This window comes from Pectobacterium colocasium, from assembly GCF_020181655.1.
Lineage (GTDB): Bacteria > Pseudomonadota > Gammaproteobacteria > Enterobacterales > Enterobacteriaceae > Pectobacterium > Pectobacterium colocasium.
In genome coordinates, this window is the sequence record NZ_CP084032.1 from 2,397,826 (window position 1) to 2,418,826 (window position 21,001).

At 49.6% G+C, this 21,001-nt stretch carries 16 protein-coding genes, 1 tRNA gene, 1 pseudogene and 1 riboswitch; of the genes and pseudogenes, 12 read left to right on the forward strand and 6 right to left on the reverse strand.

Annotated elements, in window-relative coordinates; genetic code table 11:
• The first annotated feature begins 161 nt into the window (after positions 1-161).
• The 3 genes from LCF41_RS10785 (at position 162) to LCF41_RS10795 (ending at position 3,026) form a co-directional block, all read left to right on the forward strand.
• Positions 162-713 carry an NAD(P)H nitroreductase gene (locus tag LCF41_RS10785; RefSeq protein ID WP_225088029.1) on the forward strand — a complete coding sequence of 184 codons (552 nt, stop codon included), beginning with the start codon at positions 162-164 and terminating at the stop codon, positions 711-713.
• Positions 714-813: 100 nt separating this feature from the next.
• Positions 814-2,739: a DNA topoisomerase III gene (locus LCF41_RS10790; RefSeq protein ID WP_225088030.1), complete on the forward strand. Its 1,926-nt coding sequence runs from the start codon at positions 814-816 to the stop codon at positions 2,737-2,739.
• Positions 2,736-3,026, forward strand: a complete 291-nt coding sequence (locus tag LCF41_RS10795; protein ID WP_225088031.1) for a YnjH family protein — start codon at positions 2,736-2,738, stop codon at positions 3,024-3,026. Before LCF41_RS10790 ends, LCF41_RS10795 begins: the two co-directional genes overlap by 4 nt.
• 184 nt (positions 3,027-3,210) lie before the next feature.
• Here the strand turns inward: LCF41_RS10795 and xthA are convergent, their stop codons facing one another.
• Positions 3,211-4,017 carry an exodeoxyribonuclease III gene (gene xthA, locus LCF41_RS10800; RefSeq protein ID WP_225088032.1) on the reverse strand — a complete coding sequence of 269 codons (807 nt, stop codon included), beginning with the start codon at positions 4,015-4,017 and terminating at the stop codon, positions 3,211-3,213.
• Positions 4,018-4,317: 300 nt separating this feature from the next.
• Positions 4,318-4,413: riboswitch (glycine riboswitch) on the forward strand.
• A gap of 21 nt (positions 4,414-4,434) precedes the next feature.
• Between xthA and LCF41_RS10805 the strand changes: the two genes are divergently transcribed.
• Entirely contained in the window at positions 4,435-5,061 is a 627-nt protein-coding gene (locus tag LCF41_RS10805) for a trimeric intracellular cation channel family protein (protein ID WP_225088033.1), read from the forward strand.
• A 187-nt stretch (positions 5,062-5,248) separates the two neighbouring features.
• Here the strand turns inward: LCF41_RS10805 and LCF41_RS10810 are convergent.
• The 3 genes from LCF41_RS10810 to LCF41_RS10820 form a co-directional block, all read right to left on the reverse strand.
• A tRNA-Tyr gene (locus LCF41_RS10810) sits at positions 5,249-5,333 on the reverse strand.
• 154 nt (positions 5,334-5,487) lie between these two features.
• The gene (gene purU, locus LCF41_RS10815) at positions 5,488-6,336 is read right to left on the reverse strand and encodes a formyltetrahydrofolate deformylase (protein ID WP_225088034.1); all 849 of its coding nucleotides are present in this window, start codon (positions 6,334-6,336) and stop codon (positions 5,488-5,490) included.
• Positions 6,337-6,418: 82 nt separating this feature from the next.
• Positions 6,419-6,886, reverse strand: coding sequence for a YchJ family protein (locus tag LCF41_RS10820; protein ID WP_225088035.1), 468 nt, complete (start codon positions 6,884-6,886; stop codon positions 6,419-6,421).
• Between the two features lie 132 nt (positions 6,887-7,018).
• On the opposite strand from LCF41_RS10820, the gene rssA reads away from it, so the two are divergent.
• The 3 genes and pseudogenes from rssA to galU all read left to right on the forward strand — a co-directional run bounded on the left by rssA (position 7,019) and on the right by galU (position 10,215).
• The gene (rssA, locus tag LCF41_RS10825; RefSeq protein ID WP_225088036.1) at positions 7,019-7,924 is read left to right on the forward strand and encodes a patatin-like phospholipase RssA; all 906 of its coding nucleotides are present in this window, start codon (positions 7,019-7,021) and stop codon (positions 7,922-7,924) included.
• Positions 7,925-8,088: 164 nt separating this feature from the next.
• Positions 8,089-9,098 (forward strand): annotated as a pseudogene (gene rssB, locus LCF41_RS10830) (two-component system response regulator RssB).
• 205 nt (positions 9,099-9,303) lie between these two features.
• On the forward strand, positions 9,304-10,215 hold the full coding sequence (gene galU / locus LCF41_RS10835) for a UTP--glucose-1-phosphate uridylyltransferase GalU (protein WP_015840214.1): 912 nt from the start codon (positions 9,304-9,306) through the stop codon (positions 10,213-10,215).
• 151 nt (positions 10,216-10,366) lie between these two features.
• On the opposite strand, the gene hns is transcribed toward galU, so the two are convergent.
• A complete protein-coding gene (hns, locus tag LCF41_RS10840) occupies positions 10,367-10,774 on the reverse strand; it encodes a histone-like nucleoid-structuring protein H-NS (protein ID WP_225088037.1) in 408 nt (135 codons plus the stop codon).
• Positions 10,775-11,168: 394 nt separating this feature from the next.
• Between hns and LCF41_RS10845 the strand changes: the two genes are divergently transcribed.
• Positions 11,169-11,765: a thymidine kinase gene (locus LCF41_RS10845; RefSeq protein WP_225088038.1), complete on the forward strand. Its 597-nt coding sequence runs from the start codon at positions 11,169-11,171 to the stop codon at positions 11,763-11,765.
• A 141-nt stretch (positions 11,766-11,906) separates the two neighbouring features.
• On the opposite strand, the gene adhE is transcribed toward LCF41_RS10845, so the two are convergent.
• The gene (gene adhE, locus LCF41_RS10850; RefSeq protein ID WP_225088039.1) at positions 11,907-14,582 is read right to left on the reverse strand and encodes a bifunctional acetaldehyde-CoA/alcohol dehydrogenase; all 2,676 of its coding nucleotides are present in this window, start codon (positions 14,580-14,582) and stop codon (positions 11,907-11,909) included.
• A gap of 1,081 nt (positions 14,583-15,663) precedes the next feature.
• Here adhE and oppA (LCF41_RS10855) point away from each other — a divergent pair.
• The 4 genes from oppA (LCF41_RS10855) (at position 15,664) to oppC (ending at position 20,990) form a co-directional block, all read left to right on the forward strand.
• The gene (oppA, locus tag LCF41_RS10855) at positions 15,664-17,262 is read left to right on the forward strand and encodes an oligopeptide ABC transporter substrate-binding protein OppA (RefSeq protein WP_250160549.1); all 1,599 of its coding nucleotides are present in this window, start codon (positions 15,664-15,666) and stop codon (positions 17,260-17,262) included.
• 196 nt (positions 17,263-17,458) lie between these two features.
• Positions 17,459-19,096 (forward strand): oligopeptide ABC transporter substrate-binding protein OppA, encoded by a 1,638-nt coding sequence (gene oppA / locus LCF41_RS10860; protein WP_225088041.1) that lies wholly within the window; start codon positions 17,459-17,461, stop codon positions 19,094-19,096.
• 53 nt (positions 19,097-19,149) lie between these two features.
• On the forward strand, positions 19,150-20,070 hold the full coding sequence (oppB, locus tag LCF41_RS10865) for an oligopeptide ABC transporter permease OppB (protein WP_180741055.1): 921 nt from the start codon (positions 19,150-19,152) through the stop codon (positions 20,068-20,070).
• 11 nt (positions 20,071-20,081) lie between these two features.
• Complete coding sequence (gene oppC, locus LCF41_RS10870) at positions 20,082-20,990, forward strand: oligopeptide ABC transporter permease OppC (RefSeq protein ID WP_180741054.1); 909 nt, start codon at positions 20,082-20,084, stop codon at positions 20,988-20,990.
• The last annotated feature ends 11 nt before the right edge of the window (positions 20,991-21,001 follow it).

Genomic DNA, 21,001 nt, shown 5'->3' on the forward strand with positions numbered 1-21,001 from the left:
GCTAACGTGGCGCGCAACGTTGCCGTACCACTGTTTTTACTGTAGACCGCTTTTACTGTAGACCGCGTTTTTGCTGTAAACATCGTTTTAGCGTAAATGTGGCTTCTACCGTAGAAATGGCGTGTATCGCAGAAATTATATTGCCAGACAGGAGATGTGCGATGGATGCTCTTGAATTGCTCTTGAATCGTCGTTCGGCCTCGCGCCTGACCGCGCCAGCACCGACGGGTGACGCGTTGAATAACATCATCCACGCGGGTATGCGTGCGCCGGATCATGGTGCTATGCAGCCGTGGCGCTTTTTTATGATCGAAAATGACGGACTGGATCGTTTTAGTGCGCTGCTGACCCGTGCGGCGCAGCAGGAAGGCTTGGACGACGCCGGTATCGATAAGGCGCGTCAGGCACCTTATCGCGCTCCGCTGATTATCACCGTTGTCGCGCATTGCGAAGAGAACCCGAAAGTTCCGCTTTGGGAGCAAATTGTCTCCGCAGGTTGTGCGGTTCAGGCCATGCAGATGGCAGCATTGGCACAGGGCTTTAACGGTATTTGGCGTAGCGGTGCCTGGACGCACAATGCGCTGGTGCGTGAAGCGTTCAACTGTCGTGAACAGGATGAAATTGTCGGTTTCCTCTATTTAGGGACACCGCAGCTCAAAGCCTCAACGACAGTCACGCCGCTTGATACCGACACGTTTGTTCACTACTTCTGATCGTCATCTTTTGAAGAATATCGACTTCCCACCCGTTTTACCGTGTGCTTTCCCGCGAATGACGCGGGAAATGCACAGACTGTGTGCGATAGGGTGAATAATGCGACTTTTTATTGCCGAAAAGCCCAGCCTGGCGCGGGCGATTGCAGATGTGCTACCCAAACCGCATCGACGCGGCGATGGCTTTATTGCCTGCGGTCAGAATGATGTCGTGACGTGGTGCGTGGGGCACCTGCTGGAGCAGGCGCAGCCAGATGTTTATGATGCGCGCTACGCACGGTGGTCGCTTGCCGATTTACCTATCATCCCTCAAAAATGGTTGCTGCAACCGCGTCCTTCGGTTAGCAAGCAGTTGAACACTATTAAAAAGCTCCTGAATGATGCCAGCGAAGTGATTCACGCGGGAGACCCCGATCGTGAAGGGCAACTGCTGGTGGATGAGGTGCTGGAATATCTGGCGCTGCCGGAAGAGAAACGTCAGCAAGTACGCCGCTGTCTGATTAACGACCTCAACCCACAGGCGGTAGAGCGTGCCGTTTCTCGCCTGCGCGAGAACAGGGAATTTATTCCCCTATGTGTTTCTGCCCTCGCGCGTTCCCGGGCGGATTGGCTCTACGGCATTAACATGACCCGCGCCTATACGATATTAGGACGCAATGCCGGCTATGACGGCGTGCTGTCGGTTGGCCGTGTGCAAACGCCGGTGCTGGGGCTGGTGGTGCGGCGGGATGAAGAGATAGAAAATTTCGTCCCCAAAGACTACTTTGAAGTGAAAGCCCACATTGTGACGCCTGCGGATGAGCGCTTTGTCGCGCTTTGGCAGCCCAGCGAATCCTGTGAGCCGTATCAGGATGAAGAAGGGCGCTTATTGCACCGTTCTTTGGCGGAACATGTCGTCAAACGTATCGAAGGCCAGCCTGCGTTTGTCACCAGCTATAATGATAAACGGGAATCGGAAACGGCACCGCTGCCTTATTCGTTGTCGACGCTACAAATTGAGGCCGCAAAGCGTTTTGGGCTCAGCGCGCAGCATGTATTGGACGTGTGTCAGAAGCTCTATGAAACGCATAAGCTGATCACCTACCCGCGTTCTGACTGCCGCTATCTGCCCGAGGAGCATTTTGCCGGGCGTCATGCTGTCTTGAATGCGATATCCGTACATCAACCCGATCTGCTGCCACAGCCAGTGATGGATGTGGATCGACGTAACCGCTGCTGGGATGACGGTAAGGTCGATGCTCACCACGCGATTATTCCCACCGCCCGCAGCGCCAGCGCCTCGCTGACGGAGAATGAGCGCAAAGTGTATGGTTTGGTCGCGCGGCAGTACATTATGCAATTCTGCCCAGATGCCGTGTTTCGTAAGTGTGTCATTGAACTGGATATCGCGGGGGGCAAATTTATTGCCAAAGCGCGGTTTCTGGCCGAAGCCGGGTGGCGCACGCTGCTGGGTGGTAAAGAACGTGACGAAGAAAACGAAGGCATGCCGTTGCCCGTGGTGGCCAAAGGTGATGAATTACTGTGTGAACGCGGTGAGGTGGTTGAGCGTCAAACCCAGCCACCACGACCGTTTACCGATGCGACGCTGCTATCGGCGATGACGGGTATCGCGCGTTTTGTGCAGGACAAGGAACTGAAGAAAATTCTGCGGGCGACCGATGGTTTAGGGACGGAGGCTACGCGGGCAGGTATCATCGAATTACTGTTTAAACGGGCGTTTCTGTTTAAGAAAGCGCGCTATATTCACGCAAGCGAAGCGGGGCGGGCGTTGATTCACTCGCTGCCTGCCAGCGCGGCACACCCCGACATGACAGCGCATTGGGAAGCCACGTTGACGCAAATCAGCGAGAAGAAATGTCGCTATCAGGATTTTATGCAGCCACTGACTCATTCCTTGCAGGCGTTGATTCAGCAGGCTAAACAAAACGGCGCGGTGAGAGCGTTTAAAGGACTTTCCGCGCCGCCGTCGGGTGCCACAAAACGGCGCAAGCCTCAGACTAAAAAAGCGAAGGAGCAGGAGCAATGAAATCGTTAGTGTCTTTGTGTTTCGCCAGTGTGATGCTGGTGCTGCCCACGCTGGCGCAGGCGAATCGTGGCGGGACGGATATTGTCGTTCCCGTACCACCGGAAGTGTGGGGTGCCGGGACGACGGTGCGTGAGCAAAGTAACAACTGCCTGCGCTGCTGTGTGTATGAAAATCGGAACTATTCCGAAGGCGCGGTGCTGAAGGTCGAAGGTGTGATTCTGCAATGCGTGCGGGACAAGCAAACGTTGGGAACGAATAACCTGATATGGCAGTTGATTAAGCAATAACGGCGCGTTAAGGAAGTATGACGTTTACTGCTTCCGCTGCTTTTCATCCCCGCTGTGCTTTGATGCACGGCGGGGATAGCATTTTTATCGCGTATTATTTTTACCAGGTACTATTTTTACCAGGTTACTATTTTTTACTACGCACTGTCTTTACAACGTATTCTCTCTACAGCGCGATCTATTCCTACAGCGCAAATTGTGCCCAAATTGGCGCATGGTCGGATGGTTTTTCCATTCCCCGAATGTCGTAATCAATACCGGTAGCAACGCAGCGTTCGGCCAGGAACGTGCTGGCGAGAATCAGGTCGATACGCAGGCCGCGGTTGTCATCAAACCCGGCTGAGCGGTAATCAAACCATGAGAAACGATCGTTGCTCTCGGGGTTGGCGGCACGGAAGGTGTCAATAAGCCCCCAGCCTTGCAAACGCGCCATCCATTCACGCTCTTCCGGCAGGAAAGAGCATTTCCCGGTGCGTAGCCAACGCTTGCGATTCTCCTCACCAATCCCGATATCCAGATCGGTCGGGCTGATATTGACATCACCCATTACGATCAGCGGTTGCGTGGCGCTGTGGTGCTGTTCCAGATAGGTTTGCAGATCCTGATAGAAACGTGTCTTAGCGGGGAATTTCACCGGATGGTCGCGGCTTTCTCCCTGTGGAAAATACCCGTTAACAATTGTAAAGGTGCCATGCTCCGTGGCGAAATCCGCCATGATGATCCGGCGCTGTGCCTCTTCTTCATCCGTTGGAAAACCGCGACGTACCGCTATCGGCTGCGCTTTACACAGCAGGGCGACGCCGTAGTGCCCCTTCTGCCCATGATAATAAACGTGGTAACCGTACTGGCTGACATCCTCTAACGGAAACATGTCATCGTGGACTTTGGTTTCCTGCAACCCGATGATATCCGGCTGATGTTGTTCGATAATGGCGGCCAACTGATGAGGACGCGCCCGCAGGCCATTGATATTAAAAGATACAACTTTCATGTTCGCTGCCATTCGCTGAAAAATGTGACCAGATGGTAGCAGAAAATGAGGTATGGCGTCACGGTGAGGAGGGGCTTTCGGTACGCGCGAATGAAGATATTGCCGTGATGTTAGAAGCGGTTAACGCAGATGAGCATCCGTGAAAATAAGATTCACTTATATTCAGTTGAATCTAAGGCTTGTCGACCGTTATACTCCGCACCTCGCAGGAGAGAGGGCGTATACCCTAGGGTATATATAACGCTCCGCCGAAGGCGCAAACTCCCATAATCGCTCAGGCTACCCTAACTGCGAATTCCATTGAAGCCAACTGGAGAGAGGTTGCGATGCAACCCACCGAAGGGGCAAGCAGCACGGCTGCGTAAACTCTCAGGTAAAGCGGACAGCGGGAGTGGCACATTTCACAGGATAACTTGTGTGCTGACTTACATCTATCTGATCGCGATTACGGCAGAGGGGATGTCCGGGGCGCTAGCCGCCGGGCGTCGCAATATGGACATTTTTGGCGTAGGCATGATTGCTTTTATCACCGCGCTTGGTGGTGGCACCGTTCGCGATATTCTTCTCGGTAATTATCCCATCGGCTGGACGCAGCATCCCGGCTATATCTACCTCACTATTGGTGCGGGTCTTTTTACGATTATCGTTGCGCGCTTTATGCACCATTTGCACCGCCTCTTTCTGGTACTGGATGCGATGGGGCTCATTGCCTTCACCATCATTGGCTGTAATGTAGCGCTGAAGCTGAATTATTCGATGACGGTGGTGGTCATGGCGGGTATCGTGACCGGCATTTTCGGTGGAATATTGCGTGATATTTTCTGCAACCGTACACCAATGGTGTTGAAGAAAGAGTTGTACGCCAGCGTCTCGCTTTTAGTCGCGCTTTTATATTTGGGGCTCAAGTCACTTAACGTCAACCACGATATTAACCTGCTGGCGTCATTCACTATTGGTTTGGCCGTGCGTCTGGCGGCAATTCGCTGGTCATGGCAACTTCCCGTTTTCTCTTATGTTCCAGGGCGCTGGAAAGGAAAAGCGTAAGGCAGATTTTTGCCCCATCGTCTATGTCGCGCTGATTATCGGTGTGAGTGACGGTGGGGAAAATAACGCTGCGCGTTGCTCAAAACCGTGCCGGTTTTGTCGAACCTTGGTCGAAGGTTCTCACCTTCCCCTAATGGGAATCTGATGCTTTAGCGTTGGAATGTTGTTCAGAAGAACTACTTTGAAATGGTGGTGGGGGAAGGATTCGAACCTTCGAAGTCTGTGACGGCAGATTTACAGTCTGCTCCCTTTGGCCGCTCGGGAACCCCACCACTGGCCTTGCTACTCGAGGCTTTCGCTTCAAGTGGGGCGCATCATAGCAAATGACGCGCCTCTGTAAAGCGGTATATATCAAAAATAAATGCGGTTGCCGTTTTTTTATTCCGTTCGGCGCATCCTTACACAAAAAGATGTCCGATCAACCAATTACAGAATAATGGTGCGGTTACCGTAGACAAAAACACGTTGTGCCAGCACGCGGTATAATGCACGGCTCAGGACATTTTTCTCAACGTCACGGCCTGCTCGCATCATGTCATCTGCCGAGTAAGTATGGTCGACGTGAATAACGTCCTGCATGATGATGGGACCCTCATCCAGGTTATCGTTGACGTAGTGTGCCGTCGCGCCAATGATTTTTACACCGCGTTCGTAAGCCTGATGATACGGGCGAGCACCGATAAAAGCAGGTAAGAACGAGTGGTGAATGTTGATCACCTGATTTGGGTAGTGTTGAACAAACGCCGGCGTCAGCACTCGCATATATTTCGCCAGCACGACGTAATCGGGTTTGTACTGATCGATCTGCGCGATCATCTTTTGATCGTGCTCTTCGCGAGTCAATCCTTCATGGCTGACCAGATGGAAAGGAATATCAAACCGTTCTACCAGCGTCTGTAAGGTATCGTGGTTGCCGATGACAGCGGCAATTTCGACATCCAGACCGCCATAGGTACTTTTCATCAACAGATCGCCCAGACAGTGGGCTTCTTTTGTCACCAGAACGACGATACGACGACGGCCTGCTGCGGTTAATTCGCGAGACGATCCTTCGGGAAGTGCACTATCAAGGTCGGCTAACAATGTGGTGTCGTTGAAAATCCCTTCCAACTCGGTTCGCATGAAAAAGCGGCCAGTGCGGTGATCGACAAACTCATTGTTTTGCACAATATTCAGTTCGTGCTTGTAACAAATATTCGTAATTTTCGCGATGAGCCCTTTTGCATCGGGGCAAATGGTTCGTAATACTTTTCTTTGTATATTTTGGGATTGCATGAGCGCGTGGATCCTGTCCAAAAACTAAAATAACGATCTTATGGTACCGTAGCGATAACGCCGCGCGGGGACTGCCTGTGTTCTATTGTCCGCAGCACTTTTTGTATTTTTTGCCGGAATCGCACGGGCAAGGTTCATTTCTGCCTGTCTGCACATGAACGCCGTCTATATAGTACCAGTGATTATGCAGGCGAAGGAAGCGTGAGCGCTCTCGCATTACTTCTGTTCGCTGGCTGTCTGTTTCCGAGATATAACGTGCGGCGAATTCCACATAGCCTTCATCGGGCGTTTTTCCGGGTGACGTTGCCAGTATAGTAAGGCCAAGCCACTGCGAATTTTGGCAGCTTTCAGTGAGAGACGCGCGCCATTTCTCGGGTTGGAGATCGGGGTGCCAGGTGGCGATAAGGTAATCCACATCCTGTTTGACGTAGGCGGTATAGCGCGATCGCATTAAGATGGCGGGTTCAGCCGCTGTTGCGGCATGCGTGAGATAGGGTTGACAGCATGCGTTATACTGCAATCCACTGCAACAGGGGCAAGATTCTGACACGACGTCTCCTGAAGAAAGTTTAAGATAAAAACTGATAGATAATAAACAGATCCCTATGCAGGATGCCGATATGTTACCTAAGAAGCTCTACGTGTAGCAATGTGCGCTAAAATGAAGACGGGTGGTTCGATCATGCAACGGAAAAAGATTGGAGTAGCCTTGGGATCCGGGGCAGCGAAGGGATGGGCGCATATTGGTGTGTTTAATGCGTTAACAGAAATGGGGATAGCAGTTGACGTTGTAGCCGGTTGTTCTATTGGTGCGCTGGTAGGCGCGGCGTATGCCACCAACAATTTAGTTTCAATAGATCGCTGGGTGAGGGCGTTTGGTTACTGGGACGTGATTCGACTGATGGATCTCTCCTGGCAGCGCGGTAGCTTATTGCGTGGCGATCGTGTCTTCAATAGCGTGAAGCATTTGCTCCCGACAACACAGATTGAAGACTGTGACATCAAATATGGCGTGGTGACGACAAACTTGAGTACAGGGCGTGAGCTCTGGCTGACAGAAGGCGATTTACATCAGGCTATGCGCGCGTCTTGCAGCATGCCTGGTCTGCTATCCCCCGTTCGATTTAACGATTACTGGCTGGTGGATGGCGCGGTGGTTAATCCTGTCCCCGTTTCTCTGGCACGGGCAATGGGGGCTGATATTGTGATTGCGGTTGATCTTCAGCATGACGCCAGTCTGAATCATCAGGATTTGCTATCGATCAAACCAACGGCGTCAGACATTGATGCCGAAAATGTCTCGCAAGATTGGCGTAGCAGAATTCGTGAGCGTTTACTGCGAAGTCGGCGTCAGCCAACAGAGAGTTCACCAACGGCGATGGAGATCATGAGCACATCGATCCAGATTCTGGAAAATCGGTTGAAGATGACGCGGATGGCAGGCGATCCGCCTGATGTGCTGCTGCAACCGTATTGCCCTCAGATCGCGACGTTAGATTTTCATCGGGCGCAGGAAGCGATTGAGGCCGGTTATAAGGCGGTAGAAAAGATGCGTGATGAGTTGTTGCCACTAGCGACAGAATCGTAATTAAGAACAGTGGGTGTGAAGGGCGCATGTTGTTGAGAGCGTGTGCAGTTAAGAACGCATGTAGCCTAAACACATGTCGTTAGAAATGCGTAAGTATGTCGTCTATCCGGCATGTCGGCGCTAAAGCAGGTGTGATTATTCGGTGTTTGAAGTAAGGGGTACTGATGGAACAACCACTGGCGGGTAAGCATATTTTAGTCATTGATGACGAGGCCGTTTTTCGATCTGTGCTCGCTGGTTATCTGACTTCTCTTGGGGCTTCCGTTCAGGAGGCGATTAATGGATTAGATGCACTACGTATTCTTGAACACTACCAACCCGATTTAATGATTTGCGATCTGAAGATGCCGACGATGGGGGGCATTGAGTTCCTTGAACGCCTACGTTTGAAGGGCAACGATACGCCAATACTCATCATTTCTGCAACCAGCCAGATGGCGGATATTGCCAAAGTCTTGCGTCTTGGCGTTCAGGATGTATTGCTGAAGCCGATTCGTGATTATGCGCGCTTGCGTGAAGCCGTTATGTCCTGCCTGTATCCCGATATGTTCACTTCACAGTTGAATGAAATGGATCAACTGATGCAGGACATGGATTCCCTCAATCAATCTCCTGAAGCGGTAACCAAGCTGCTTGCCCAGCTACAGCCCCCCGTTCAGCAAACGCTGGCTCATTGCCGTGTTAATTACCGCCAGTTAACCACGGCGGAACAGCCGGGGCTGGTGTTGGATATTGCCGCGCTGTCGGAGGCGGAACTGGCGTTTTACTGCCTTGATGTCACTCAGGGCGTCAATAACAATGGGACGCTGGCCGCGCTACTGCTTCGAACGTTGTTCAATGGGCTGCTTCAGGAGCATTTGGCCGATCAGCAGCACCGTTTGCCGTATCTACCGACGCTATTAAAGCAGGTAAATCAGTTGCTACGCCAAGCGAGTCTGGACGGTCGTTTTCCTTTGTTGGTGGGGTATTACCATCGACAGCTAAAACAGCTGATACTGATTTCTGCCGGGTTAAACGCGACGCTGAATGTTAACGAACAGCAAATCGCACTGAATAGCGGTGTGCCTTTAGGCACGCTTGAAGGTGCTTATCTCAACCAGTTGAATTATCAGTGCGAGGCATGGCAATGTCAGATATGGGGGGGCGTTTACGGCTCATGTTGACGACAGAATAGTCTGATAGCGCAAGACGGTGCGGATTTCAGGCCATACCCCTCTTTCGGTATTATTTTTTATTTCCTACCATGTAGGGAGTTATCTTATTTTCATTGCACAGTAATGTTGGGACAAGCGTGCTCTTGTTAAAGTCGTTATACTCTTTCGGTTATCTTGAGTAGATAAATAAAGTTCATTATTTGAACGGTATATAAGAGGCTGTTTATGTCTATTGTGAATAAAAAAGTAAAAAAAGCGGTCATACCAGTTGCTGGATTAGGGACGCGTATGCTGCCTGCCACCAAAGCCATTCCTAAAGAAATGCTGCCGTTGGTAGATAAACCGCTGATCCAATATGTTGTTAATGAGTGTATCGCTGCAGGGATTAATGAAATTATTCTTGTTACACACTCTTCTAAGAATTCTATCGAGAACCATTTCGATACCAGTTTTGAGCTGGAAGCCATTCTGGAAAAACGTGTTAAACGTCAGTTACTGGAAGAAGTCCAATCTATCTGTCCTAAACACGTCACCATTATGCAAGTGCGTCAGGGATTAGCTAAAGGGCTGGGCCATGCAGTATTGTGCGCGCACCCGTTAGTGGGTGATGAGCCTGTCGCGGTTATTCTGCCAGATGTGATTATTGATGAATATGCGTCCGATCTGAAGAAAGATAACCTGAGCGAAATGTTGCAACGTTTTTCTACTACAGGCCACAGCCAGATTATGGTCGAGCCAGTTGAAAATGTAAGTAGCTATGGTGTGGTCGATTGTAAAGGCGTGGAATTAAAAGCAGGGGATAGCGCACCGATGGTCGGTGTGGTTGAAAAACCGAAAGCTTCCGAAGCGCCGTCTAATTTAGCCGTTGTTGGCCGTTATGTACTCTCTGCGGATATTTGGTCTCTGTTGGAGAAAACGCCACCGGGTGCAGGCAATGAAATCCAGTTAACTGATGCCATCGCAATGCTGATGGAAAAAGAAACGGTAGAAGCGTATCACCTGAAAGGTGTAAGCCATGACTGTGGTAATAAATTAGGCTATATGCAGGCATTCGTTGAATATGGTTTGCGCCATGACGGTTTAGGTCAGGAATTTGCGCAATGGTTGCAGGAAACGATTGAAGCAGAAGAAAAATAACAGAATGTAATGATTGCTCTCTGTTTTACAAAAGCAGAGAGCAGCTAAAAACGCCGCATATCTGTTTTCTCTTTGCATTTGCAAAACGCGGTGCCAAAGAAAAACCCCCGATAGCTATCGGGGGTTTTTAGTATTCAGTACTTATAAACAATTACAGCAGGAAATCGTCTAAAGATTTACCTTGCTCTTCGATTGCTTTCTTGATTACTGCCGGTGTACGACCCTGGCCAGTCCAGGTTTTAACTTCGCCGTTTTCGTCAGTGTATTGATATTTTGCCGGACGGGCAGCGCGTTTGCTTTTACCTGCAACTTTCACTGAACCTGAAGATTGTAATAATTCGTTAGGGTCAATACCGTCGGCAATCAGCATATCGCGATATTGCTGCAATTTACGTGCACGTTCTTCAACTTCAGCTTGAACCTGGCTATCTTCTTCGCGGCGTTCATTAACCACGACTTCCAGTTTTTCCAGCATTTCTTCCAAAGTATCCAGGGTACATTCTCTTGCCTGGGCACGCAGAGTACGGATGTTGTTAAGAATCTTTAGTGCTTCGCTCATTGTGATAATCTCAAATTAATATTATTGGTGGCGTGTAGAGTGATAATAGAGTGCTATTTTCCTTTCTGCAATAGTCAAATTTGTAAGTTTGTTAAAAAACATCATTTTTAAAACAGAACTCACATCGTATGTTACATAAATATAAATACTTTCCTGTTATCAAAAAAATACATTTGGTATGCCGCTTTTCTCCCTCAAACGACAGAGAATGGCTTATTGATGCTGCACCGTTGTTATAAGGAATGTTTATATCTTTTATCGTAACAGGCCGCCGCTGGTGGGCATATGGACAAAATGTGGTCGGGGAATAGCCCATTGCGTAGCGTGAAGGCGAGTTGTTACAATAAGTTTTTACGACACGAAGATCATATACCCTGCCTTTTGGAGTAACCGAGTGGCTCAACTTTATTTTTATTATTCTGCAATGAATGCAGGGAAATCGACGGCGCTATTGCAGTCGTCATATAACTACCAGGAGCGCGGGATGCGTACGCTGGTGTTCACTGCAGAAATAGATAATCGGCATGGTGTGGGGATTGTAAGTTCACGGATCGGCCTTTCTTCTCCGGCATTATTGTTTAATCCGCAGACATCCTTATTTGGATTGCTGGAGAAAGAGCATCGTGCTCAACCTGTAGATTGTGTATTAATTGACGAATGTCAATTTTTAACCCGCGAGCAGGTGAGTGAGCTTTCCGATGTCGTGGACCAATTAGATATCCCGGTATTGTGCTACGGGTTGCGTACTGATTTTCGTGGCGATTTGTTTTCCGGGAGTCACCATTTATTAGCGTGGGCAGATAAGCTGATTGAGTTAAAAACAGTCTGCCATTGCGGCCGTAAAGCCAACTGCGTATTGCGATTAGATGCGCAAGGTAATGCTGTCCACGAAGGGGAACAGGTCGTTATTGGCGGCAACGAGAGCTATGTTTCCGTGTGTCGTAAACATTATAAGATTGCGCTGGGATTAACCCGTAAGGAAAGCGAGTAAGGCGGTTAAATATCCGGCTGACGAGCAATTAATAAATAGCGTGTTAATGCGTGCGTGAGGAATAAAAATGCCCAACCCTAAACGGGTTGGGCAGAGCAGAGAGACACACCGCCTTAGCCTAAAGGCGGTACAGACAGCACGTTAATGTGCGGCTTTCTTACCGGTTTTAGCGGCTTTTGCCACAGGTTCAACCGCTTCTGTTTTTGCCTCTTCTGAGAACTTACGACCATAGTAAGTATCCAGCAGAATCTGTTTCAGTTCGGAAATCAGTGGGTAGCGTGGGTTAGCCCCAGTACACTGATCGTCGAATGCATCTTCTGACAGTTTATCTACCTTCGCCAGGAAGTCGGCTTCCTGTACGCCTATTTCACGAATCGAGGTTGGGATCCCCAGCTCGGTCTTCATGTCTTCCAGCCAGTTCAACAATTTCTCGATTTTCTGCGCGGTACGATCGCTTGGCGCGGTTAAACGCAGATGGTCGGCTATTTCCGCGTAGCGACGGCGTGCCTGTGGACGGTCATACTGGCTGAACGTCGTCTGCTTGGTCGGGTTGTCGTTCGCGTTATAGCGAATGACGTTTGAGATCAGCAGGGCGTTAGCCAGGCCGTGCGGGATATGGAACTCCGAGCCCAGTTTATGCGCCATGGAGTGACAGACGCCGAGGAAGGCGTTGGCAAACGCAATACCGGCAATCGTCGCGGCGTTATGTACGCGCTCACGGGCCACTGGGTTTTTCGCGCCATCGCGGTAGCTATCTGGCAGGTTCTCTTTCAGCAGTTTCAGCGCTTGCAAGGCCTGTCCGTCTGAATATTCGTTTGCCAGCACGGAAACATAGGCTTCCAGTGAGTGTGTTACCGCATCGAGCCCACCAAACGCACAGAGTGATTTCGGCATATTCATCACCAGATTGGCATCAACAATTGCCATATCTGGCGTCAGCGCATAGTCCGCTAATGGGTATTTTTGCCCGGTAGCATCGTCGGTGACGACGGCAAATGGTGTCACTTCAGAACCGGTCCCTGAGGTCGTGGTAATCGCCACCATTTTGGCTTTGACGCCCATTTTCGGGAACTTGTAGATACGTTTGCGGATGTCCATGAAACGCAGCGCCAGCTCTTCGAAGTGTGTTGTGGGGTGTTCATACATCACCCACATGATTTTCGCCGCATCCATTGGCGAACCGCCACCCAGCGCAATAATCACATCCGGTTTGAAGGAGTGCATTTGCTCAGCGCCTTTACGCACGATGCTCAGCGTAGGGTCAGCTTCAACTTCAAAGAAGACTTCGGTTTCCAGCCCGTGCTGTTTCAATACGGACGTCACCTGATCGACATAGCCATTGTTGAACAGGAAGCGGTCGGTCACGATAAATGCACGTTTAGCACCATCGGAGGCGACTTCTTCAAGGGCGATGGGCAGTGAACCGCGACGGAAATAAATGGATTTGGGAAGTTTATGCCACAACATATTCTCTGCTCGCTTGGCTACCGTTTTCTTGTTGATCAAGTGCTTCGGACCGACGTTTTCGGAGATAGAGTTTCCGCCCCAGGAGCCACAGCCCAGCGTCAGAGACGGAGCGAGTTTGAAGTTGTAGAGATCGCCGATACCGCCTTGAGACGCAGGGGTGTTAATCAGGATACGTGCGGTTTTCATCATATTACCGAAATGATTCACGCGTTCTGGCTGATTGTCCTGATCGGTATACAGGCAGGATGTGTGACCGATGCCACCCATTGCGACCAGTTTTTCCGCTTTAATGACGGCGTCGTTGAAGTCTTTCGCACGGTACATCGCCAGTGTCGGCGACAGTTTTTCATGAGCAAACGGCTCGGACTCATCGACCGCAGTGACCTCACCGATCAGCACTTTGGTGTTAGCAGGGACGGTGATGCCTGCCATTTCTGCGATCTTCGGTGCGGGTTGGCCTACGATGCCGGCATTCAGTGAACCGTTCTTCAGCAAAATACCCTGTACGGCATGCAGCTCTTTGCCTTTCAGCATGTAGCCGCCGTGGGTAGCGAAACGCTCACGCACGGCGTCATAGATGCTGTCCACGACGATAACTGACTGTTCTGACGCACAAATGACGCCGTTATCGAAGGTTTTCGACATCAGAATAGAGGCAACGGCACGTTTGATGTCTGCGGTTTCATCAACGACAACAGGTGTGTTACCGGCACCGACGCCGATTGCTGGTTTACCGGAACTGTACGCGGCCTTCACCATACCTGGGCCACCGGTGGCCAGAATCAGGTTGATATCCGGATGGTGCATCAACTGGTTGGACAGCTCAACGGAAGGCTGATCGATCCAGCCGATAATGTCTTTCGGCGCACCTGCCGCAATTGCCGCTTGCAGAACAATGTCTGCGGCTTTGTTGGTCGCATTTTTTGCACGCGGATGCGGGGAGAAGATAATCCCGTTACGGGTCTTCAGGCTGATCAGCGCTTTAAAAATCGCGGTAGAAGTGGGGTTGGTGGTGGGAACAATACCGCAAATCAGGCCAATCGGCTCTGCAATGGTAATCGTACCAAAAGTGTCATCAGTAGAGAGGATGCCGCAGGTTTTTTCATCCTGATAGGCGTTATAAATGTATTCAGATGCGAAATGGTTTTTGATGACTTTATCTTCAACGATCCCCATGCCGGATTCAGCAACCGCCATTTTTGCCAGCGGGATACGGGCATCCGATGCAGCGAGTGCGGCAGCGCGGAAGATCTTGTCTACCTGTTCCTGAGTGTAAGTGGCGAATTCCTGCTGTGCCTTTCTCACTCTTTCGACCAGTGCGTTAAGTTCAGCAACGTTGGTTACGGCCATAATGCTCTCCTGATAAATGTTAAACTCTTTCAGTCAATTGTTCGCCGAATAGAACAGTATAGATAAACGAGTGAGGGGCGTTTCCGTTACCTGGCTATTCTTTTCTGCCTATTTCGCATTCATTGACTCAAAGAGCTCGTCAGCCGCCGTTGTGGCGCGATTTCTGCTTTTTAAAATACTGTAACCGCCGACATCGTAAAATTTTGAAATATTATTTTGAAAATACATCAAAATTAAGAGGATTTACGTGCCTGCTACAGTATGAGATGAGCATACCTATTTGTGGGTGCCTTTTTTGTGATCAATATCAGACTTTCTTTATGCTGACACCATTCAGCATGCTGATGTTGATAATAACTATCATTAGCCAGATAAAATCAGCGGCTTTTCTACCTAAAATGGGTTGGTAAAGGATCGACAGCGGACGTTGAAGTGAAGCCCTGGCGGGAGAAATGCCAGCAAGGTTTGAGCGTATAACGGGAATTCGTTGTTCGTATAAGACATTTTCGCATAAACATTACTTATATCTTAATCGGGTTAGTTATTTTGCTCGTCTTCTATCGCAGGGAGGTTTCACACGCTTGTCGCGCAAAGTGAGTAACGAAGTTGTTAAAATAATAACATTTCGGTCAGATAATGACGCGGACAGGTAAGCGTGTGTCATCATTTTTGTGCTGTAAAAATGATGAAACCCACTACGATGTTTTTTTGCTCAAAATCTATAAATTTCTGAATATTTAAAAAATAGTTGCAATATAAAATAAAAAACGTTGTTTATCATAGGGTTAATGATTGAGTCGAATGACTGAAATAAAACGTTTACCGAGCTGTAGTAAAGAAAATTAAGCAACATCAATGTAAAAATATTGGCGAATGTGTCTGCTTTTGATAGCTTCGAGTGTCGACCTGCTATTCGTTATTCACCCATAAATTAATTTTATGATTTATTTGGATAATGGGCGATCTTTTCTGCTCTATGTGACGGTGATCTTTACGCGTAGAGTCCGGTATGGCGTTGTATCAAGACAGGGGCGTTTATAAAGTGAAAACTCGCAACACAAAACGATGCTTTGTTACCAGTATGATTGCTGCAGCAGTGATGGCGTCATGCGTGAATGTTCAGGCTGCTACTGTACCTGCCGGTGTTGAGCTGGCAAAAGAGCAGGTTCTGGTGAGAAACAATGGCGCTGAGGTGTCATCACTGGATCCACATAAAATAGAAGGTGTGCCGGAATCCAACGTCGCGCGCGATCTATATGAAGGGTTGGTGATTTCCGATCCGGATGGACACCCGATTCCTGGCGTGGCCGAGCGGTGGGAAAGCAGCGATTTTAAAGTCTGGACATTCCATTTACGTAAAGATGCCAAATGGTCGAATGGCGAGCCGGTTACCGCACAGGATTTCGTTTATAGCTGGCAGCGTCTGGCCGATCCGAAAACCGTATCTCCTTATGCTAGCTATTTGCAATATGGTCATCTGCTGAATATCGATGACATCATCGCCAGCAAGAAATCTCCCGATACGCTGGGCGTAAAAGCACTCGACGACCATACGCTGGAAGTCACATTGAGCGAACCGATCCCATACTTTTATAAATTGCTGAATCACTCGTCCATGTCACCGGTAAATAAAGCGGTGGTGGAGAAATTTGGTGATAAATGGACTCAACCAGAAAACTGGGTGGGGAATGGCGCCTACCGTCTGAAATCCTGGGTCGTGAATGAGCGGCTGGTGCTGGAACGTAATACCCAGTATTGGGATAACGCCAAGACCGTGATTAATCAGGTCACCTATCTGCCGATTGCTTCTGAAGTCACGGATGTTAACCGCTACCGTGCGGGTGAAATTGATGTCACCAATAATAAATTACCTATCGAGCTATTTCAGAAGCTGAAAAAAGAAATCCCACAAGAAGTTAAAGTTAATCCCTTCCTCTGTACGTATTATTACGAAATCAACAACCAGAAACCGCCGTTTAACGATGTCCGGGTGCGAACGGCGCTGCGTATGGGGCTTGATCAAGACATATTGACCAATAAAGTGAAAAACCAGGGTGATATTCCGGCCTATGGTTATGTTCCTCCATTTACGGATGGCTTGAAAGCGCGTACGCCAGAGTGGTTTACCTGGCCACAGGCGAAACGTAATGAAGAAGCGAAAAAACTGCTGGCGGAAGCGGGCTATACCGCAGAGAAACCGCTGACGTTTAATTTGCTCTATAACTCGTCCGATCTGCATAAAAAGCTGGCGATTGCGGCGGCGTCGATCTGGAAACAGAATCTGGGCGTCGACGCGAAATTGGAAAACCAGGAATGGAAAACCTATCTCAGCACGCGTCATCAAGGCAATTATGACGTTGCGCGTGCCGGATGGTGTGCGGACTATAACGAACCGACATCGTTCCTGAATAGTATGCTGTCAGACAGCAGCAATAACACGTCACATTATAAGAGCGAGACGTTCGACAAACTGATGGCGCAGGCTGTTCAGGCAAAAACGGACGAGGAACGTGCAGAGATTTATCAGCAGGCGGAATCGCAGTTGGATAAAGATGCGGCGATCGTACCGGTCTATTACTACGCGAATACCCGACTGGTAAAACCTTATGTCGGTGGTATTACCGGCAAAGATCCGTTGGATAATCTGCGGGTGAAAGATCTCTACATCATTAAGCATTAATCCGTCGCGATGTTATTTACGGTTTGATGCAAATGAAATGAGCGAGCTGCGATTAATTTGGTGTTTAATCTCTGGTTACCCATTCCCTGAATGTGGGAATGGGTCGTGACTAGAAACGGTTAATCGCTTTCTCACAGGGTGCTAATTCAGGAATTGTGCCGGGATAACTAGCACGACAACATTACAGGAGAAAATAATGACACACATCACAACTAGAAAAAGAGTAGCAGCCGCTATTATCGCGGCGTTGAGTAGCACGATGGCTGTTTCTGCTATTGCCGCGACCGTTCCCGCCGGCGTTCAGTTAGCAGAAAAACAGGAATTGGTTCGTAACAACGGCGCGGAAGTGTCCTCCCTCGATCCCCATAAAATCGAAGGTGTACCGGAATCAAACGTGTCGCGCGATCTTCTGGAAGGGCTGGTCATTTCCGACGTTAACGGCAAAACCGTTCCCGGCGTAGCGGAAAGCTGGGATAACAAAGATTTTAAAGTGTGGACATTCCACTTGCGTAAAGATGCTAAATGGTCAGATGGCACGCCGGTTACCGCACAAGATTTCGTCTATAGCTGGCAGCGTCTGGCCGACCCGAAAACGGCCTCGCCTTACGCCAGCTATCTGCAATACGGTCATCTGCTGAATATCGATGACATCATCGCCGGTAAAAAATCCCCCGATACGCTGGGCGTGAAAGCGATCGACGATCATACTTTTGAGGTCACGCTGTCTGAAGCGGTGCCTTACTTCTATAAACTGCCTGTTTATGCCGCTATGTCTCCTGTTAATAAAGCCGCCATCGAGAAATTTGGCGATAAATGGACGCAGCCGCAAAACTGGATCGGCAATGGCGCTTATAAGCTGAAAGACTGGGTAGTGAATGAAAAAATTGTGCTGGAGCGTAATCCGCAATATTGGGATAACGCCCATACCGTCATCAATAAAGTGACCTATCTGCCGATTTCGTCGGAAGTGACTGACGTTAACCGCTATCGTAGCGGTGAAATTGATATGACCTATAACCAGCTGCCGATTGAATTATTCCAAAAGCTGAAGAAAGAAATTCCTGACGAAGTCAAAGTCAATCCATACCTGTGCACCTACTATTACGAAATCAATAATCAGAAACCACCATTTAACGATGTTCGAGTGCGTGATGCGCTGCGCATGGGGCTGAATCAGGATATTCTGACTAACAAGGTGAAGAATCAGGGTGATATTCCGGCCTATGGTTTTGTACCGCCATATATTGATGGCTTCAAGGCACAGACGCCAGAGTGGTTCACCTGGTCTCAAGAGAAACGTAATGAAGAAGCGAAGAAACTGCTGGCGGAAGCTGGTTATACGGCACAGAAACCGTTGACGCTAAACCTGCTATACAACACCTCCGATCTGCATAAGAAAATTGCTATCGCCGCGGCCTCTATCTGGAAACAGAATATCGGCGTGGACGTTAAGCTGGAAAATCAGGAATGGAAAACCTTCCTCAGCTCCCGCCATCAGGGCAACTATGACATCGCACGTGGCGGATGGTGTGCGGACTATAACGAACCTTCGACCTTCCTGAACAGCATGCTGTCAGACAGCAGCAGTAACACCGCACATTATAAGAGCAAAGAATTTGATGCGCTGGTGGCGAAATCCTTGCAGGTGAAAACCGATGAGGAACGTGCAGACGTTTATCAGCAGGCCGAAGCATTGCTGAATAAAGACGCGGTAATTGCCCCAGTTTACTACTATGCGAATACCCGATTGGTGAAGCCTTATGTTGGTGGATTAACCGGTAAAGATCCCCAGGATAATGTTTACGTGAAAGATCTGTATATCATCAAGCACTAATAATAATGGCTGGCGCATGCGATTGTGCTGCCAGCCTTTTATAGGTACGAGCAATGTTAAAATTTATTCTTCGCCGCTGTCTGGAGGCGATTCCGACACTATTCATCCTGATCACCATTTCGTTTTTCATGATGCGATTGGCTCCCGGCAGCCCTTTTACTGGTGAGCGTAATTTGCCGCCGGAAGTGATGGCGAATATCGAGGCCAAATATCATCTGAACGACCCCATGATGACGCAGTACGGTAATTATCTACTGCAACTGGTGCAGGGTGATTTCGGTCCTTCTTTTAAATACAAAGACTATTCCGTGAACGATTTGGTGGCGACGTCTTTCCCCGTTTCGGCAAAATTGGGGGCTGCTGCATTCGTTCTGGCGATTGTGTTTGGGGTGAGTGCAGGCGTAATTGCTGCGCTGAATCAGAATACCAAATGGGATTATACCGTGATGGGCTTTGCCATGACGGGGGTGGTGATTCCCAGCTTTGTCGTCGCACCGCTACTGGTGCTGATTTTTGCCATTACGCTGCGGTGGTTACCCGGCGGGGGCTGGAATGGTGGTGCACCCAAGTACATGATTTTACCGATGGTGGCGCTGTCTTTGTCTTATATCGCCAGCATCGCACGTATCACCCGAGGGTCGATGATCGAGGTTTTACACTCTAACTTCATCCGCACCGCGCGCGCCAAAGGGTTACCGATGCGTCGCATCGTCCTGCGTCATGCGCTGAAGCCTGCGCTGCTGCCTGTGCTCTCCTATATGGGGCCGGCGTTTGTCGGCATTATTACCGGCTCAATGGTTATTGAAACCATTTTTGGCTTACCCGGTATTGGGCAACTGTTCGTCAACGGCGCACTGAACCGCGACTATTCACTGGTACTGAGCCTGACCATTCTGGTCGGCGGCTTAACCATTCTCTTTAATGCGATCATTGACGTGCTCTACGCTGTTATCGATCCGAAAATTCGCTATTAATTGGGGGCGCTATGTTTTGGAATCGAAAAAACGTTGAAGCGTTAGAGAACTTCACCGAGCAGACAGAAATTGAAGGACGCAGCCTGTGGCAGGATGCGCGCCTGCGCTTTATCCATAACCGTGCGGCGCTTGCCAGCCTGTTTGTGCTGGCTGTCATTACCGTGTTTGTGATTTTTGCCCCCATGCTGTCCGCATTTAACTACGCCGATACGGACTGGGGAATGATGTCAGCCGCACCGGATATGACCTCTGGGCACTATTTCGGTACGGATTCCTCAGGTCGCGATCTGCTGGTTCGCGTGGCTATCGGCGGTCGCGTGTCGCTGATGGTTGGTGTGGCGGCGGCGCTGGTTGCCGTGATCGTCGGGACGCTGTATGGCGCGATGTCCGGCTATCTGGGCGGGAAGGTGGATTCCGTGATGATGCGTCTGCTGGAGATCCTTAACTCATTCCCGTTCATGTTCTTCGTGATCCTGCTGGTCACGTTCTTCGGGCAGAACATGCTGTTGATCTTCGTGGCTATCGGCATGGTGTCCTGGCTCGATATGGCGCGTATCGTGCGTGGTCAGACGCTGAGCCTGAAACGTAAAGAGTTCATTGAAGCGGCGATGGTGTCCGGTGTATCCACACGCGGCATCGTGTTACGTCATGTGGTGCCGAACGTGCTGGGAGTGGTAGTAGTCTATGCCTCTCTGCTGGTGCCAAGCATGATTCTGTTCGAATCTTTCCTGAGCTTCCTGGGGCTGGGAACGCAGGAACCATTAAGCAGCTGGGGTGCCTTGCTGAATGATGGCGCGAACTCAATGGAAGTGTCGCCGTGGTTGCTGTTCTATCCGGCGGCGTTTCTGGTCGTTACGCTGTTTTGTTTTAACTTTATCGGCGATGGCCTGCGTGATGCCCTCGACCCGAAAGATCGCTGAGGAGCATCAAC